The 15,619-nt window shown below is 67.4% G+C and carries 19 protein-coding genes and 1 pseudogene; 15 read left to right on the top strand and 5 right to left on the bottom strand.

Annotated elements, in window-relative coordinates:
- Positions 1-190: 190 nt before the first annotated feature.
- Together ACQPZO_RS17640 and ACQPZO_RS17645 are read left to right on the top strand one after the other, a co-directional pair.
- Positions 191-1,320 (top strand): annotated as a pseudogene (locus tag ACQPZO_RS17640) (helix-turn-helix domain-containing protein).
- The gene (locus tag ACQPZO_RS17645; protein WP_433342342.1) at positions 1,317-1,913 is read left to right on the top strand and encodes an HD domain-containing protein; all 597 of its coding nucleotides are present in this window, start codon (positions 1,317-1,319) and stop codon (positions 1,911-1,913) included. Before ACQPZO_RS17640 ends, ACQPZO_RS17645 begins: the two are co-directional and overlap by 4 nt.
- 272 nt (positions 1,914-2,185) lie before the next feature.
- On the opposite strand, the gene ACQPZO_RS17650 is transcribed toward ACQPZO_RS17645, so the two are convergent.
- Entirely contained in the window at positions 2,186-2,404 is a 219-nt protein-coding gene (locus ACQPZO_RS17650; protein ID WP_433342344.1) for a hypothetical protein, read from the bottom strand.
- A gap of 461 nt (positions 2,405-2,865) precedes the next feature.
- On the bottom strand, positions 2,866-3,510 hold the full coding sequence (locus ACQPZO_RS17655; protein WP_433342345.1) for a hypothetical protein: 645 nt from the start codon (positions 3,508-3,510) through the stop codon (positions 2,866-2,868).
- A gap of 675 nt (positions 3,511-4,185) precedes the next feature.
- Here ACQPZO_RS17655 and ACQPZO_RS17660 point away from each other — a divergent pair.
- Positions 4,186-4,617: a tyrosine-type recombinase/integrase gene (locus ACQPZO_RS17660; RefSeq protein WP_433342348.1), complete on the top strand. Its 432-nt coding sequence runs from the start codon at positions 4,186-4,188 to the stop codon at positions 4,615-4,617.
- 554 nt (positions 4,618-5,171) lie between these two features.
- Here the strand turns inward: ACQPZO_RS17660 and ACQPZO_RS17665 are convergent.
- A complete protein-coding gene (locus tag ACQPZO_RS17665; protein ID WP_433342350.1) occupies positions 5,172-6,290 on the bottom strand; it encodes a hypothetical protein in 1,119 nt (372 codons plus the stop codon).
- 602 nt (positions 6,291-6,892) lie between these two features.
- Between ACQPZO_RS17665 and ACQPZO_RS17670 the strand changes: the two genes are divergently transcribed.
- Complete coding sequence (locus tag ACQPZO_RS17670; RefSeq protein ID WP_433342352.1) at positions 6,893-7,459, top strand: HD domain-containing protein; 567 nt, start codon at positions 6,893-6,895, stop codon at positions 7,457-7,459.
- Here the strand turns inward: ACQPZO_RS17670 and ACQPZO_RS17675 are convergent.
- Together ACQPZO_RS17675 and ACQPZO_RS17680 are read right to left on the bottom strand one after the other, a co-directional pair.
- The gene (locus ACQPZO_RS17675; RefSeq protein WP_433342355.1) at positions 7,447-7,917 is read right to left on the bottom strand and encodes an NUDIX domain-containing protein; all 471 of its coding nucleotides are present in this window, start codon (positions 7,915-7,917) and stop codon (positions 7,447-7,449) included. The genes ACQPZO_RS17670 and ACQPZO_RS17675 overlap by 13 nt on opposite strands.
- A 4-nt stretch (positions 7,918-7,921) precedes the next feature.
- Positions 7,922-8,680 (bottom strand): XRE family transcriptional regulator, encoded by a 759-nt coding sequence (locus ACQPZO_RS17680; RefSeq protein ID WP_433342356.1) that lies wholly within the window; start codon positions 8,678-8,680, stop codon positions 7,922-7,924.
- Between the two features lie 179 nt (positions 8,681-8,859).
- Between ACQPZO_RS17680 and ACQPZO_RS17685 the strand changes: the two genes are divergently transcribed.
- The 11 genes from ACQPZO_RS17685 (at position 8,860) to ACQPZO_RS17735 (ending at position 15,605) form a co-directional block, all read left to right on the top strand.
- Positions 8,860-9,180, top strand: coding sequence for a hypothetical protein (locus ACQPZO_RS17685; protein WP_088643449.1), 321 nt, complete (start codon positions 8,860-8,862; stop codon positions 9,178-9,180).
- A 289-nt stretch (positions 9,181-9,469) separates the two neighbouring features.
- The gene (locus ACQPZO_RS17690) at positions 9,470-10,348 is read left to right on the top strand and encodes a hypothetical protein (protein WP_433342359.1); all 879 of its coding nucleotides are present in this window, start codon (positions 9,470-9,472) and stop codon (positions 10,346-10,348) included.
- A gap of 90 nt (positions 10,349-10,438) precedes the next feature.
- Positions 10,439-11,305, top strand: a complete 867-nt coding sequence (locus ACQPZO_RS17695; RefSeq protein WP_433342361.1) for an FtsK/SpoIIIE domain-containing protein — start codon at positions 10,439-10,441, stop codon at positions 11,303-11,305.
- Positions 11,302-11,511 carry a hypothetical protein gene (locus ACQPZO_RS17700; RefSeq protein ID WP_433342363.1) on the top strand — a complete coding sequence of 70 codons (210 nt, stop codon included), beginning with the start codon at positions 11,302-11,304 and terminating at the stop codon, positions 11,509-11,511. Before ACQPZO_RS17695 ends, ACQPZO_RS17700 begins: the two co-directional genes overlap by 4 nt.
- 86 nt (positions 11,512-11,597) lie before the next feature.
- Entirely contained in the window at positions 11,598-12,038 is a 441-nt protein-coding gene (locus tag ACQPZO_RS17705; RefSeq protein ID WP_433342364.1) for a DUF6197 family protein, read from the top strand.
- A complete protein-coding gene (locus tag ACQPZO_RS17710; RefSeq protein ID WP_194823647.1) occupies positions 12,035-12,334 on the top strand; it encodes a hypothetical protein in 300 nt (99 codons plus the stop codon). The genes ACQPZO_RS17705 and ACQPZO_RS17710 overlap by 4 nt, the downstream gene beginning before the upstream one ends.
- On the top strand, positions 12,331-12,675 hold the full coding sequence (locus ACQPZO_RS17715; protein WP_433342366.1) for an RRQRL motif-containing zinc-binding protein: 345 nt from the start codon (positions 12,331-12,333) through the stop codon (positions 12,673-12,675). Before ACQPZO_RS17710 ends, ACQPZO_RS17715 begins: the two co-directional genes overlap by 4 nt.
- Before the next feature lie 2 nt (positions 12,676-12,677).
- Positions 12,678-12,833: a hypothetical protein gene (locus ACQPZO_RS17720; RefSeq protein ID WP_433342368.1), complete on the top strand. Its 156-nt coding sequence runs from the start codon at positions 12,678-12,680 to the stop codon at positions 12,831-12,833.
- Entirely contained in the window at positions 12,830-13,561 is a 732-nt protein-coding gene (locus ACQPZO_RS17725; protein ID WP_433342370.1) for a hypothetical protein, read from the top strand. Before ACQPZO_RS17720 ends, ACQPZO_RS17725 begins: the two co-directional genes overlap by 4 nt.
- Positions 13,558-13,824, top strand: a complete 267-nt coding sequence (locus ACQPZO_RS17730; RefSeq protein WP_433342371.1) for a hypothetical protein — start codon at positions 13,558-13,560, stop codon at positions 13,822-13,824. Before ACQPZO_RS17725 ends, ACQPZO_RS17730 begins: the two co-directional genes overlap by 4 nt.
- On the top strand, positions 13,824-15,605 hold the full coding sequence (locus ACQPZO_RS17735) for a replication initiator (RefSeq protein ID WP_433342373.1): 1,782 nt from the start codon (positions 13,824-13,826) through the stop codon (positions 15,603-15,605). The genes ACQPZO_RS17730 and ACQPZO_RS17735 overlap by 1 nt, the downstream gene beginning before the upstream one ends.
- The last annotated feature ends 14 nt before the right edge of the window (positions 15,606-15,619 follow it).

The raw sequence follows: 15,619 nt of genomic DNA on the forward strand, positions 1-15,619 counted from the left end.
ATCACCTTCCCTCAGCAAAGGCCCGGCCCTTACTCACACGGATCAGACCTGGCACATTCGGTAACCGTGACGCTACGATCACGGCGACGCGCGTTGAACTCACCCGCAGTACGAATAAGCTGGTCAGGAGTCACCCCACGTCGCAGTCCGCGACGAGAAACGTCGACTGCCGGTCACCGTAGGGATGGCGATGGCACCGTTCGAACGATCCGCCCCGACGCGCGGCGATGTGACCGGCTACCTGCTGAAGCTGATTCGGGAATCCATCCCCCTGTCCCAGGAACAGCTCGGCGTGGAACTCGGCGTCGATCGCGCGACCGTCCAGAGTTGGGAGTCAGGACGGCGACCGTTCCTCGCTGTCCCGTTCGGCCAGGCCGTCAGGGTCCGGCACCGGCTCGGCAGCCTCGGCGCGAATCCGGTACTACTCGACGCCGTCGCGGACGCCGTCGAGGCCGACACGGTCCTCGCCGCCCTGCTAGGCCCGAAGATCGAGCGGGCAGACATCGCCGAGCAACCCCTCGGCTGTACGGTGCTCACTCACCGGCTGGCCGACCTGATCCTCTGGGCGGTCCTCGGCCAGACACCCACCTTCATCAGAAGCCTGCCGACTCCCACCGTCGACGCGGCCCGGTCGCCACCGGTCCGACCCTGCGGGCTGAGGAACAGCGCGTCTTCTTCGCGAGCCTGCACGTCCTGGCCGAACGCGCCGCAGCCCAGCGCCGCCCCAACGTGCTGCTGCACCGGCAGGCATGCTTTCTCGCCGGCATGGACCCCACGGGCTCCTCCGCCGCCTGGCTCGCCCAGAGCAAGGCCCGCAAAACCCACCGGATGACCGCCTTTCACACCTGGTCACCGATGTGGCCCGACGCCCGCTCCATAGTCACCTCCCTGGCCAACCAGGGAGACCCCGAACCACTACGGGACTTCATCGCCCGCGCGCACCCCGACGACGCCTGCCAACGCGCGGCCCTCAACTACTCCGCCTACTGGGTCGGCGAAATCCCCTACCGCCAACCCGACGACTCCTTCATGCCCACCACCATCGACGATTGGCGCGGCCCCCGGCTTCTGCGGCACCTGATCGAACGCCTCGACGCCAACCACCCGTTCATCGACCTCAACATCCACAACCTGTGGGCACTGCTCACCGCCCGACGCGGACTCGTCCACGACCACCCCGCAACCGGGCAAGCCCTCGCCGATTGCGCCGTCGCCATCCTCGACAGCAACCGGATCTCCACGCAGTCCCGCCAGGAACTAACCTCTATCGTCTACAGCCTGCGGACAGAGGGCATCACCGGCACAGGGACGGGCAGATGAGCGACGACCAGCACGCCGCCGCGATAAGGTTCATCTTCGAAGCCGGCGTCCTCAAACGCGCCGCTCGCACCGGCTGGTGGTTCGCCGGAGTCAAGCACCCCGAAACCATCGCCGAACACTCCCACCGCACCGCCCTGATCGGCATGATCCTCGCCGCCATGGAAGGAGCCGACCCCGCCCGGGTCACCATGCTCTGCGTCCTGCACGACACCCAGGAAACCCGCACCACCGACCTGCCCCACATCGCCAAGCGCTACCTCACCGCCGCACCCAACACCACCATCACCGCAGACCAGGTCGCCGACTGCCCACCCGCCGTCACCGACACCATCACCGCCGCCGTCACCGAATACGAAGCCGGCGAAACCCTCGAAGCCATCGTCGCCCGCGACGCCGACAAACTCGAATGCCTCGTCCAAGCCGTCGAGTACCACCACCAGGGCATCGACAACGTCCAACGCTGGATCGACAGCAGCCGCGCTGCGCTCAAGACCAACTCCGCCCACCACCTCGCCGACGCAGCATTGACCGGCCAACCCCTCGCCTGGCTCACACCGACGCCGAAACCGGCCGAGCTGACCCCTCGTTTGTAAGTTCTGGGCGCTCCGTCCGGGCACGTCCGCGTGTGTCTCTGACGTCGGGCGCTGATCCGCCGCTCTCCGTTGCGGGTCCCCGACGTCCGGCCCTGTTGCTGTCACCGTTGCTGTCGACAGCAACAGGGCCGACGGTTCACACCCCGGTTACTCCTTGACCGCCAGGCAACGATCAAGCTGGGCCAACCTGCCCCTTCTCCCGTCGTACCCTGGGCTCTCGGTCCGCCATCGTCCACCGGTGTCCGCGCCGGTCCGCCTCGATTGTCACTCAGTTAGTCACCCACATCCTCGGCGCTCGCCCCATCCCGGTCTTCGACCAGGCGGCCGAGGAGAAAACGCGCTCCATCATCTCCGGACCGTGCCCGCTGCCGCAGGTCCTCACTTCGGCCTTCCTCGTACAGCAGCCGGTTTAGCCGCCTGCGAGCGTGCACATCGCGTTGGCCGAGTGCCGCCAGCTCGACGTGAAGCCCGGCGCGGTCGAGCAGATCCATGTGCCACAGGTGTGCGTTATGGCGCTCGTAGTCGGTGCTGTAGCACTCCGCAGCAGCACCTACCACCGCGATTACTCGGTCCCAATCGCCCAGCTCCTCAGCAACGCGCGCAGTCTCAGACCAGTGAGGCACGGACATCATCGTAGGCGGCCCGGATCCTCAGCTTGGGGATCGCGTTGATCTACACCCTCCGCGACCTTACAAGCTGGCAACGGAGCACAAAGAGTCCGGTTTGCCGTCGCCCCTCTACCGCTGATCACCAGTGTTGACCGCTACGTCGGGCACGCACCGGGCACGCCGACACCTTCGGCGTGAAGAAACAATCAGCCGCTAATAACCTGGTGCACAGTGGATCTGAGCTGCCGGACCGGTCCGTGAACGTCCATGGGCCTCCGGCGTAGGTCACCTCCCTCGTAACCCAGCCAGGCACCCAGCCCAGAGCGCCCGAACCGATCGGCAACCTAGCCGAACGGCGCTGGTGAACTAGGCCGAGCACTGGGCACCACATATGGATCGACCTTGGCCAGAGACACAAGACCATGATCAGTGCGCATCAATTCGACGGTCTTCCTAGCAATCATCTTATAAGCGTCGTGCAGGCTAAGCAGCACATCCAGCCCATCGGCATTCTCTGGCAGCGGAAGCATTCCATCCAATTCGATTACAAAGCATGACATAATCTCACAGCACTCGCGGGCGGAATCTCGGACTGATGCGGAGGCCGCGAGTTCCAACTCCGCTACAATATCTACGGCCTCCACGCCATCCTGGTAAAGCTTGTCAGTATCCAAGATGAATAAATGCCCGTGTCCAGGCTCGATTATGCTTCTAATCGAAGCTGCTTCCCGACCCCAAGTCCAAAGCACTTGCATGAATCGCTTGTAGGTCTCTTCGCGGGACTCATGATGGCGAGCATCATCCTCTCGCTGCCACTGCACCGCTCGGTCTACCCGCTCACGCTCCCAGCGTGCTTGCTCTCGTTCGCGCTCTAGATTCCACCGACGATCCTCACGACGAGTGGTAAGAACCTGGGTCGAAATAGCGGCCCCGAGGGTGCCGATTACACCAAGCACGGCGACGAGAAGAACCGGCCAGCTCTGATTCATGGTAGGAGTATCCAGCCTTAATGTGAACGCAACCGGCGTTTGCCATCCCGTCTGCCGTCGACCCGCCCACGGGGGAGCGGGCCTCCGCCCGGCCCGCCACGTCAAGACGGCCTTGACGGCTCGTACGGACGCTGGCGGGTCGGGCGGCGGTCTGCTCGGCTCGCCCGGGTCGACGGCGGGCGGGATGGCTCCCACCGCCACCACCCACGGGCCGCAAGCCGCCGACGGACCCCCGGCCATCCTGGAGCCGGAGCGCCCCCGCCGGAGGCGCAGTAACCGCAACCCCGCCACCGGCCCGCCAGCCGCCGACGGACCCGGCGTGCGCTCCCCTACGCCGCGCGGGTGCTGGCCGCGCGGCCCGGCCGGCTGCCGGCCCCGCCACCCCACCGGACAACGGCCTGTCGACATGCGGCGGCCCACCGGGCTACCCGCTGTCCGCGCCAGCCGCCGGGCGTGTTGCGTGACCGGAGTCGGAGCGCCAGCGGAGCGACGGGCACGCGCCCTGGCGGCGGCGCGTGCGGCCCCCGTCAAGGACCGTCTTGAAGACGTACAGAAAGTTTGAACCAGTTCGCCGGTAGCCGGCCCCGGGCCTAGACCGCTTCCCCGACCTCGTAGAGGCGTCTACCCGACGCCGTTGCGGCCCGCCTGCGCGAGCACGCCAAGACCGTCGGCCCCGTGCCGGTCACCCTGCCGTGGGGCACCCCCGGCGGCGAGCCCCGGACGGTCACGGTCTACCTCAGCACCGCCAACGGCGACCCGCTCAGCCGGCCATCGTTTAACGCCAACGTCTGGAAGCCGACGATCCGGGCGGCCGGCGTCGAGAACACCCGGCAGAACGGCATGCACGTCCTTCGCCACACGTGCGCCTCGGTCCTGCTCGACGCAGGCGAGAACATCAAGGCCCTGTCGCTGTACCTCGGCCACGCGGACCCCGGCTTCACCCTGCGGGTCTACACCCACCTGCTGCCGACCAGCGAGGACCGCACCCGCCGGCCGATCGACGCCGCCTTCGGACACGGCCCGACCGACCCCGACGGCCCAGACAGCCGCCGGGGCAGCGTTTGCGCACCTCAGGCAGGGTTAAGACGTCACTTGGCGTTGTATTGATCGAGGGTGAGTGCGTAGTAGATCAACACGGACAAGATGCCGTCTGAGCTGCCCGTTCGTTGGTGGCCGGTGGTCAACGTTCGTTGCTTCTGGTCCACCTCTGACGGCCTGGAAACGGCATGATCTTGAGGCTCCCTCGGACTCCCGACCCCTCGCTTGTAAGTTCTGGGCGCTCCGTCCGGGCGCGTCTGCGCACGTCTCTGACGTCGGGCGCTGATCCGTAGCCCTCCGTCGCTGGCCCCCGATGTTCAGTCCTGTTGCTGTCACCGTTGCTGTCGACAGCAACAGGACCACCGGTGTCCGGAGGCCTCGCCGGACTGTCAGCTTGGAAATCAGGTTGATACGCACCGTAGTAGCTGTGTTGCCTGGCGAGTCAGCCAGGAAGCGCTTAGCTTGTGCCCGCCGGCGTGCCGCTGCAGACCGGTGTTGACCTCTGCATCACGGCCCACCATCGTCCGCAAGCGTCCGGCGTTGGCAGCCCCGGTCGTCACCCAGCGCTCGTCAAGTCTCGGCCCAAGGGCACCGTCATATCGCCACGGTGGCGGCAGATTGAGTTATCGGTCACGGAACCAATCCTCGTCTGGCTCGTAATCCGAATAAGGGTCATTGTTGGGCTCAAGCTCGATCTCTGTAGGGTAGTCGAACTCAGCCAACTCATCCTCTTCCAACTCAAGTTCGCAAACCGGGCATTCGAAGATAATTGGGTAGGCTGTCCTCGACGCAAAGGCATACTGAGTTCCGTCATCGCCATATTCGACTTCCGGCTGACCTTCATCAACGTGACAGACTAGCCATCCTTGCTGTTTGCAGGCAGAGCAAACTTGAGGCTCGTTGTGGTCACCAATCATATATGGACTACGCCGAGACAAGGCAGCAACAACGACTACTCTACCCGCCGCATCAAGCCCGGAAACCAGGCCGGCAAATCGTCTTTCAGCGGCAGCAATTTTGGCGGCAACAATGCGCCGAACCTCACTCTTGGCTACGTCAAGGATCTCGTCAACCACTCCAACCGCGTGACTACCCCAGTAGTCATTACGTTTTAGAGACAGGGCGGCTAGCAATCCGTCCACGAGACGGCACATCACCGCAACGGCCGCGCGCAACTCGTCCGGCAAAACTATCCCCATATGGGCAGCCGCATTCCGGACCCGCAAGACTACCTGGTCAGACTGGACGTTGAAAGATAAAGATGGATGAAGATGCTTGGCGAGCTTCAAAGCCTCCAACGCGCCAACCGTCTTCATCTCAGCGATTCGAGCAGAAGCCAAGTTCGCATTTCCGGAAAGAATGAGAATCGTATCCCGGTCGCCTTTTTCGGCCAGCAGTCCATGTTCAACGCTGGCAATAAATGCTTTGGCAAGCAACTCCACGGCGCAGCCCGCACTGACGGCAGCCTGAGTAAGGCCGTCTTGGTCATCATTAGCAAACAACTCGATCGCTTGTCTCGCGTGATGCCTAGCAGACAGAGCAAGCATTTGTTTCAAACGATCATGTTCAACTACATGTTTTCCCACCGGCCACCAGGTACCTCCGGCCACGCCTGGCCCAGCCAGATACGTCGTTCCCCAGCTTTCGACAGTCATTCCGGTCCATTTCGCATGTCGGGTCTTACCCAGGAACAAGGCCAGTGCATCTTGGAACGCCGCGAAGCTCCCATTGTGCGGTGCCATCCCGTCTGCCGTCGACCCGCACTCCTGTGGAGCGGGCCGCCGCCCGGCCCGCCACGTCAAGACGGCCTTGACGGCTCGTACGGACGCTGGCGGGTCGGGCGGTGGTCTGCTCGGCTCGCCCGGGTCGACGGCAGGCGGGATGGCTCCCACCGCAACCACCCACGGACCGCAAGCCGCCGACGGGACCCCCGGCCATCCTGGAGCCGGAGCGCCCCCGCCGGAGGCGCAGTAACCACAACCCCGCCACCCACCCGACAGCCGCCGACGGACCGGCGTGCGCTCCCCTACGCCGCGCGGTGCTCGCCGCGCGGCCCGGCCGGCTGCCGGCCCACCACCCCACCGAGCAACGGCCTGTCGTCATCCGGCGGCCCACCGGGCTACCCGCCCTCCGCGCCAGCCGCCGGGCGTCCTGCGTGGCCGGAGTCGGAGCGCCAGCGGAGCGACGGGCGCGCGCCCTGGCGGCGGCGCGTGCGGCCCGTCAAGGGCCGCCTTGAAGACGTACAGAAAGTTTGAACCACATCGCCGGCAACCGGCCGCCCTCGCCCAGTCGGTGACTGGACACGGGATGGTGCGCGGAGCGGGTCGCTCCGTACTCTGGCGGGATGGCCGACCTCGTCGATACCGCTCGGGAAGTTGCGCGACACCTGTTGGAGACACCGTTGCCTCGCCGGTGGAGTCACGTCCAGGCAGTCGCTGCCAAGGCGGACCGGATCAGCACGGCGGTCCCGGCCGAAGATCGTGCGGTGCTCGTGGCGTCGGCGTGGCTGCATGACGTGGGTTACAGCCCCGATCTGGTCGACACCGGCTTTCACTCCCTCGACGGTGGGCGCTGGTTGCGCCGTGAGCGGTTCAACGAGCGGATTGCTGCCCTGGTGGCTCATCACTCCTGCGCGTGGCTGGAAGCGGAGGAACGTGGGCTCGGTGACGTCCTGACCGCCGAGTTCCCTCGGGAGGAAACCGCAGTGACCGACGGGCTCTGCTTCTCGGACATGACGACCGGACCGGACGGCCAGGACTTCGAGGTGTTGGAGCGGCTGGCGGAGATCCGGTCACGGTACGGGGCGGAGCACCTGGTGACCCGGTTCATCGGTCGGGCGGAACCGGAGATGGTCGCCGCTGTGCAACGGACTCAACAGCGACTTGCCGGCGGTGTTCGTCAGCCAATGTAGGGCTCGGGGCGTTCCTCGTAGCCGTGGGTGATGCGGAGCAGGGTCGACGGGTGGATGTCGAGCGCGGCCAGCTCGTCGCGGGCTACCCACCGGACTTCGTGTGACTCGTCGCTCGGGGTCGGGGTGCCGTTGACCGGTACGGCGCGGAAGCAGAGCGAGAACTGTTGCCGTACCTCGCCGTCTGAGTACTCGATGACGTGATCGGGGTCGGAGTAGACGCCGACCATCCCGGTCACCTCGACTCTGATGCCGGTCTCCTCGCGGGTCTCCCGGACTGCCGTCTCGGCGACCGTTTCGCCGATCTCCTGGCCACCACCGGGCAGGGACCACAGGCCGTTGTCGGTGCGCCGGATAAGCAGCACCCGGGCCTGCTCGTCCCGGACGAAGACGGAGACGGCGACGACGATGCTGTTGGCCTTCGGCGCGTTCGGGTCGTGGTAGTGCTCGGTTCTCGCCATGTCTCTAGGCTGCCACCTCGTCGCCGGGTCGGGGCATCGAGGCCAACAGGACTCGGTCGAAGCTGTCGGAGTAGGTGCGGAACAGGTCGCCGCCGTTGAGCTTGCGTAGGTGTATGACGGGCGCGTGTGGCGCTGGGATACCGAGGACGTGCATGTTGACCAGCATCTCCTCATCGAAGCGGTAGATCGAGTTGTACAGGGTCGTGTCGTGGTAGAGCACGTTCACCCCCGGCGCACTATCAAGCCGGTTGTAGTACTGCTGAACCTGCCGAATCTTCGCGGCCATCACGCCGGGCGCACCCTCCTCGACGCTCTTTCGCTCGATCGCTTCACTCGTCGGGTCTCCGAGCAGGATGTTCACCGTTACACCGTCAAGGCCCTTTTGACGTAGGACGTCGACAAGCATCGGGTCCTGCTCCACGAGGAAAAGGCCGGCGTAGGCCAACACGTCGATGCGCTGCTCGGCCCGTTCGATCAGCCGACGCCACAGGTCGTTTGGCACCGAGGAACGCCGGGAGTAAAGCTGGACCATCTCACTCTGCCCGATCTTCGATGCCCGTTCCGGGGTCACCGCTTCCGGCCAGAGATATGGGACGTCTTCGCGCACCATCGCCGCGATGGCGTGCCGATGACGTGGATACGGCGTCCGATTCTGGGTGATCCACCGTTCCACGGTCTTCGCGTCGACCCCGATCCGCTCCGCCACGGCGACAGGGGTCAGGCCGTTGCGCAGGATGGCATCGCGTAGCCGGTCGTTCGGCATCGGACACTCCTCAAGGGACGACTTCGGGACGACTACAAGGTAGCTGAGACGTCCCATAGTCGTCCAGCCCATCGGATGGGTTGTCCCCCGCTTTCCGGGAGTCTTTACCGCAGAGGCCAAGAGCAAGAAGTCCACCGGGGACAAGCTCACTACCTGGCCCGAGACACAGGAGGTTTGTTGTGAAGTTGTACGTGGACACCCAGAGCAAGCAGGTTCAGGTGACGAGGGACCCGGAGCCGAAGAACGACCAGAACGGCAACCAGCGGTCGGAGAAGAACACTGGCCGGCTCATGTGGTCCACCCAGGTCTTCGTGCTCGACGAGACCGGTGGCGAGATCATCACCATCACCACGGCGGGAGAGAAGCCGGGCGTGACGGTGGGACAGCTCGTCGCTGTCGAGCAGTTGGAGGCCATTCCGTGGGCGACCAACGGGCGTAACGGCGTCGCGTTCCGTGCCATCTCGCTGAAGCCGAAGGCTGGTGCATCGGCGGCAAAGTGAGGTTCTTCGCTCACCGTGCTGTGTGAGCCTCTGGTGTCTTCGCACGAAGCGGCCTGACGGTCCGCTGATCTGAGTTCCAAGGTCCGGGAGTGGTTCCGACTCCTACATTCCCGGCCCGTCACCACCTGTGGTGGTGGCATCCCCCGCATGAGTGGCGCGGGGTCGGTCCGACTCCTACATCTGCCGACCCCGTGCCCTCCAACTCATCCGACCCAACTCGTACTTGGGAGGACTCGTCGTGTCCAAGTCTAGCCCTCGCCGCTCGTTCGGGCGGAAGTCAACCGGAACCGTGACGGTCATCGAGGCCAAGGTTCACCGGTCGTCGGCCCGGAACGCTCGTATGGCGTTCATCCTCACTGCGGTCATCATCGGCGTACTCGCTGCCGTGGTGGCCGCTGCCTACGTACACCCGATCATCGCGCTGTTCATCGGCGCGGCCGTCAGCGTCCCGTGTGGCGCGTTGGCCTGGCTGCTGGTCCGCATCTGGCCGGTGCTGCGGCTGCTGTGGTGGTGGACCCCGGAAATCGTCCTGGCCGTGCTGCTGCTCACCGGCTGGGTACAGCTCGTCACCCACACTCCGACCCTGGTCACTCTGGCCGTCGTCGCCGTCGTCCTCGGTGTTCCGGCCGCTGTTCCTGCCCTTCGCCGCCAGGTCGTCGCCTGGGTGTGGTGCCTGATCGTGCGCCACCGGCTGCGGGTGTGCTTCGCGCAGTTCATCATCGCCAACCAGTCGGGTTCCCTCCCGCTGATCCTGTGGGCCGCACCGACCCCGGTCGGTGAACGGGTCTGGGTCTACCTGCGGCCCGGTCTGTCCCTGGCGGACCTGGAAGGCCGTCTCGACAAGATCGCCGTTACCTGCCACGCCTCATCCGTCCTGGTCGAACGGGCCTCGGACGGTAACGCCGCGTACCTGCGGTTCGACATCAAGCGGCGCGAGGTGCTTACCGCAACCGTCACGTCTCCCCTGGCCGACGTCATCGACCCCGACGCCCCGGCCACCGACCGGCCGACGCCGGTCGTCCCCACCGCCCTGGACCTGCCCGACGTCCAGGCAGCGCCCATCACCCTGCCCGTCCAGCCCAAGAAGCAGGCTGCCACGTCGGTCAACGGCAGCAAGCCGGCCCCCGCGCCGTCGTCGGACGCCGACGACATCTCTGACTGGCTCTGATCCCGTACCCCACCCCAACCCGGACGCGGGGAGCCCTACGGGCTCCTTCGTGTGGCTTCCCGCGCCCACCAACGCCCAAGGAGGGCACTCATGACCACGGCATCCGCCCCGACCGCCGGCATTCCGGTGGGGCCTGGCCTGTCGATGTTCGACCCGATCTTCATCGGCATCGACGAGTTCGGCCAGCACGTCTACATCACCCTGGCCTACCGCAACCTCCTCGCCGGAGGCGAACCCGGCGGAGGCAAATCCGGCCTCCTCAACACCATCGCCGCTCACGCCGCGCTCTCCGTCGACTCCCGCCTTGTGCTGCTGGATGGCAAGCTCGTCGAGCTGGGCCAGTGGGAGGGCTGCGCCGATGCCTTCATCGGCCCCGACATCACCGCCGCCCTCGACGTCCTGCGACGCCTGCAAACGGTGATGAACAACCGGTACGCCTGGCTACGCGCCCACGGGCGTCGCAAGGTCACCGCCCTCGACGGACTCTCCGTCATCACGGTCCTCGTCGACGAGATCGCCTTCTACTCCGCCACCATCGGCAGCAAGCAGGAACAGGAAGAGTTCGTCGCCCTGCTCCGCGACCTGGTCGCCCGGGGACGTGCCGCCGGCATCCCCGTCATCGCCGCGACTCAGCGGCCGTCCTTCGACATCATCCCCACCAGTCTCCGGGACCTGTTCGGCTACCGCGCCGCGTTCCGCTGCACCACCCCGAACAGCTCGAACATCGTCCTCGGTCACGGCTGGGCCGAACAGGGCTACACCGCCACCGACATCGCCCCCACCAACCAGGGCGCGGCCTACCTCATCGCCGAAGGCGGCACTCCCCGCCGCATCAAGGTGGCCTACCTCGATGACGCCCAGATCGCCGGCATCGCCGACTACGCCGCCTGGACCCGTCGCCCCACCCGCTTATCCGCACCCACCGGAACCCGACTCGACTGGGAGACCGCCGCATGAGCCTGCTACAGCGCATCCACGCACGTCGCACCCCGCGACCGACCAGCCGATACGTCAACCGCTTCGTCGTCGGCACGCCCGCCGAACTCGCCACGCTCCTGAAGCTGGCCGCCGATCACGGGATTCTCGTCTTCGCCTCCGCGCCCGTACCGCTGCCCGACGACCCCACCCGATTCCGCCGCCACCTGCGGCTACGCACCAACTGAACGGCCGACGGAACCGGCTCAAGCCCTGGAAAGCAGACCGGTTCCGCCGACCTCCCACCAAGCCCTTCTGAAAGGACGTGGCTGCCGTGAAGGCTACCCAAAACCCACCCGCCACCGGAATGGTCACCCCTGCTGACCTGCTCCGGATGGCTGCCCTCTACCTGCGCCGGCATGGCTGGCACCAGGGCACCTACTACGCCCCCACCATCGACATCCTCACCCCGCCGGCCTGCGCCGTCGGGGCCATCGGCATGGCCTGCGCCGGCCACCGGGTCGAGCACTTCTACGGCCTCGACCCCGACACCCAGGTCACCTTCCGCCAGACCGTCGGAATCCTGACCGTCTACCTCGACGCCACCGCGCCCGTGTTCTTCATCGACGAGGACGGCTATCTCCTCGACGAACACACCTCCCCCTACTCCTGGAACGACGACCCGACCCGCACCGCCGAACAGGTCATCACCGCTCTGGAGAACGCCGCCACCGAGTGGGACCGCCTCCACACCACCGGGGGTGAAAACCGGTGAGCACCGTCAAGGCGTCCTTGACGCCATCGGTCCCGGCCCAGAAGCGCCGGGAGGTCGTCGAGAACGACCAGTTTGCCGCCTTCACCCGGCGGATCATCCGCGCCCACGGCCGTCGCGTAGCCACCGGCGACGTCGAAGCACTCCGCGACCTCGTCGCCCTCTCCGCCGACCTCGACCGCGCCATCGGCGACGCCGTCATCGGCCTACGGGCCTTCGGCTACTCCTGGGCCGAAATCGGCTCCCGCCTCGGCATCTCCCGCCAGGCCGCCCAACAACGCTGGGCAGACCGCTCATGACCGTCTACTACGACCCGACCGGCAGCCGCTACGGCATGCCCACCTACCCCTACCGGATGGCACCCGACGGCCTAGCCACCCGCCGGCAACTCCGCGCCGCCGGCCTCCGACCCGCCGGACAGGAACCCGTCTGCCAGATCCTCTGGCGTCGCGGCAAGCGCGTCGCCTACCTCTACCGCCTCGACCACGCCAAGCCCAAGCGCACCGCCACCCCCGCCCAACGGGAAGCCATCACCAAGGCCCTACGCGCCCGGCGCACCTGCGCCGTCTGCGGGCTTCTCCAGCCCTACTACATCCCCCGCCGCTACGGCTGCTGCCTCGACTGCCACGGAGGCCACTGACCATGTCCGTTCCCTGCCCCTGCGGCGACTACAACTGCGCCGACAACAACCTGTTGACCACCACCGACCGCAGCGACTGCTGCCAGTACTGCGGCTTCCACGACTGCGACGTCTGCGGCTGGACCGCCCCCCACCCGACCGGGGGTGACCAGAAGTGAAGCCGACCGCAGGTCCCCGCATCGAGGGCGTCGTCCTGGTCCTCATCCTCCTCACCGTCGCCGGCTTCGCCGGGGCTGCTTCGTTCACCCACGTCAAAGACTGGACCCTCGCCAACTCTCCCACCGGTACTGGGCAGTGGTTCGGCTGGGCCAACGCTGTCATCTCCGAACTCGTCCCCATCGCCTGCCTCCTCACCATCCGGCGTCGTCGCCGGGCCGGTGCGCCCATCGGCTACCCGCTGTTCCTACTCATCGCCGCCGCCGGGCTCTCCCTCGCCGCACAACTGGCGGTCGCCAAGCCGGGCATCTCCGGGTGGCTCCTCTCCGCCGTTCCCGCCCTGGCGTTCATGGCCCTGGTGAAACTCGTCCTCGCCCCCGTCAAGGGCGACAACCTTGCCCCGCCGGCCGTCGAGCCGGCCGAGCCTCTTCACGTCCAGGTGGCCGAGCAGGTCACCACCGAACCGGCCTCGCCGGCCGCCATCACCCCGACCCCTGCCCCGGTTCCCGAGCCGACCCCGGCCGTCGAGCCGGAGCCCGTCACCGTGCCGGCACCGGAGCCGGTCGACGTCCCCACCCACCTGCTGCCCATGGCCCGCTTCGCCGCCGTGCAGCACGAGCAGAACACCGGGTCACCGATCACCTCGGTCGAGCTGGCCGACCGGCTCGATGTCACCCCGGCCGCCGCCGGGCAGCTCCTCACCACCCTGACCGGTGGTGGTGTCCGATGACCATCTACCTCGTTGACATCGAGCACATCACCCACATCTGCCCCGTCCACCCGGACGGGCACCCCTACGACATCCGGCGCACCGTCGTCGACGTCATCCCCGGCGGTCCCTGCCGGGCACCGGTCACCGTCCGCTGCGGCGAACAGACCGTCCAGATTCCCTGCCACCGGCACGAGCCGGCCAAGCGCCAGTGCGGCGCCTGCCGGGTCATCGTCACCGAACGCACCATCACCATCCGCACCCCGGACGGGGCTGCGGCCTGATGGCCTCGACGCTGGACCTCACCCCCCGCGCTTCGGCCCGGGGGGTGGGCTCGAACGCCGACACCATCGTCTACGACTACACCGCCGCCGGGGCCGCCTTCGCACGCGCCACCCGCCCCGACTACTTCGGCTGGATCGAACACGTCCGCGCCGCCGCCGGCTGTACCCGCCCGATTCGCCTCGCCGGGCAGCTCCTCACCGTCGACCCTGCCACCGGCCGGGTCGTCGAGCAGCGACACACCGACGGCATGCCCGACGCGGTCATCTACACCCCCTGCGGCAACCGCCGCGCCACCGTCTGCCCGTCCTGCGCCCACACCTACCAACGCGACGCGTACCAGCTCCTGCGCGCCGGCCTCGTCGGCGGCAAAGGCGTCCCCGACACCGTCGCCCAACACCCGGCCGTGTTCCCCACCTTCACCGCCCCTTCCTTCGGGCCGGTCCACGTCCGTACGGTTCGCAAGCACACCTGCCGGGACCGGAAGCGCTGCGACTGCCGGCCCGACCCCTGCCACGCCCGACGCGCCACCGACACGGCCGCCGGCCGCTGCCCCCACGGCCGCCCCGCCGCCTGCTGGGCCCGACACGAACCCGGAGACGCCGTCCTCGGTCAGCCGCTGTGCCCCGACTGCTACGACCATGACCACCAGGTCGTCTGGAACCTCTACTCCGGTGAACTGTGGCACCGCACCAAGCAGGCCGCGGAACGGCACCTGGCGAAGCTCGCCCGCCGCCGGGGCATCCCCCGCGTCCAGGTCGTCACCGCCGCCGGCAACACCCGCACGGTCCCACCGGTTCGGCTGTCCCACGGCAAGGCCGCCGAGTTCCAGGCACGCGGGGCGGTCCACTTCCACGCCCTCGTACGCCTCGACGGCGTCGACCCCGACGACCCCGCCGCCGTCGTCCCGCCACCGGCCGCGTTCACAGTCTCCGACCTCGTCGACGCGCTCCGACACGCCGCCGCACAGGTCGCGTTCACCACCCCCGCCCACCCCGACCGGCCGCACGGCTGGCCGATCACCTGGGGCGAACAGCTCGACATCCGACCCATCTCGCTGACCGGACAGGGTGAGGTCACCGACAGCATGGTCGCCGGCTACCTTGCCAAGTACGCCACCAAGAGCACCGAGGTAACCGGGCACCGGTCCACTCGCCTTACCGCCGACACCATCGGGGACCACGCCGACCCCGACGGCGACCACACCGCCCGCCTCATCGACGCCTGCTGGCGCATCGGCCGCCCGACCGGCAACCCGGTCCCCCTGTCCCAACGCCCCCGGGACCCCCGACCACGGCCCGGCTTCGTCGACCGCTGGGAATGCCCCGACTGCGGCACCCACACCCGATACACGGCCTGCCCCGTCTGCGTCGCACAGCGTCAAGCCGCCCTTGACACCAAACCGACGAAACCAGCCAACGCCAACCCGTACACCCGACTGCGCCGCTGGGCGCACATGCTCGGCTTCGGCGGCCACTTCCTCACCAAAGCCCGGCGGTACTCCGTCACCTTCCAGACCCTGCGCGACACCCGTCGCGCCTACCGACAGCACGAGGACCACGCGCACCCGGCCACCGGCGGCCAACTCGTCGACGACCACGACGACACCACCCTGATCGTCGGCACCCTCACCTTCGCCGGCGTCGGCTGGCACACCACCGGAGACGCCCTCTTGGCTAACTCCGCCGCCGCCATGGCCCGGGAACGACAAGCCGCCGGCCGCGAAGAACTCGCCCACGAACTCGGCACCACCCCGGCCGGTACCGCCCCGGCTGTTGCTTGACCCCTCGCCTACAG

Origin of the sequence: Micromonospora sp. CA-111912 (genome assembly GCF_050948415.1) — a bacterium.
Classification (GTDB): Bacteria; Actinomycetota; Actinomycetes; order Mycobacteriales; family Micromonosporaceae; genus Micromonospora.

Excerpts from the sequence above, each read along its gene's own strand:
- ACQPZO_RS17645 (WP_433342342.1), top strand. The coding sequence starts at position 1,317 with ATGAGCGACGACCAGCACGCCGCCGCGATAAGGTTCATCTTCGAAGCC.
- ACQPZO_RS17650 (WP_433342344.1), bottom strand. The coding sequence starts at position 2,404 with ATGGATCTGCTCGACCGCGCCGGGCTTCACGTCGAGCTGGCGGCACTC.
- ACQPZO_RS17655 (WP_433342345.1), bottom strand. The coding sequence starts at position 3,510 with ATGAATCAGAGCTGGCCGGTTCTTCTCGTCGCCGTGCTTGGTGTAATC.
- ACQPZO_RS17665 (WP_433342350.1), bottom strand. The coding sequence starts at position 6,290 with ATGGCACCGCACAATGGGAGCTTCGCGGCGTTCCAAGATGCACTGGCC.
- ACQPZO_RS17670 (WP_433342352.1), top strand. The coding sequence starts at position 6,893 with ATGGCCGACCTCGTCGATACCGCTCGGGAAGTTGCGCGACACCTGTTG.
- ACQPZO_RS17675 (WP_433342355.1), bottom strand. The coding sequence starts at position 7,917 with ATGGCGAGAACCGAGCACTACCACGACCCGAACGCGCCGAAGGCCAAC.
- ACQPZO_RS17680 (WP_433342356.1), bottom strand. The coding sequence starts at position 8,680 with ATGCCGAACGACCGGCTACGCGATGCCATCCTGCGCAACGGCCTGACC.
- ACQPZO_RS17695 (WP_433342361.1), top strand. The coding sequence starts at position 10,439 with ATGACCACGGCATCCGCCCCGACCGCCGGCATTCCGGTGGGGCCTGGC.
- ACQPZO_RS17700 (WP_433342363.1), top strand. The coding sequence starts at position 11,302 with ATGAGCCTGCTACAGCGCATCCACGCACGTCGCACCCCGCGACCGACC.
- ACQPZO_RS17715 (WP_433342366.1), top strand. The coding sequence starts at position 12,331 with ATGACCGTCTACTACGACCCGACCGGCAGCCGCTACGGCATGCCCACC.
- ACQPZO_RS17720 (WP_433342368.1), top strand. The coding sequence starts at position 12,678 with ATGTCCGTTCCCTGCCCCTGCGGCGACTACAACTGCGCCGACAACAAC.
- ACQPZO_RS17730 (WP_433342371.1), top strand. The coding sequence starts at position 13,558 with ATGACCATCTACCTCGTTGACATCGAGCACATCACCCACATCTGCCCC.
- ACQPZO_RS17735 (WP_433342373.1), top strand. The coding sequence starts at position 13,824 with ATGGCCTCGACGCTGGACCTCACCCCCCGCGCTTCGGCCCGGGGGGTG.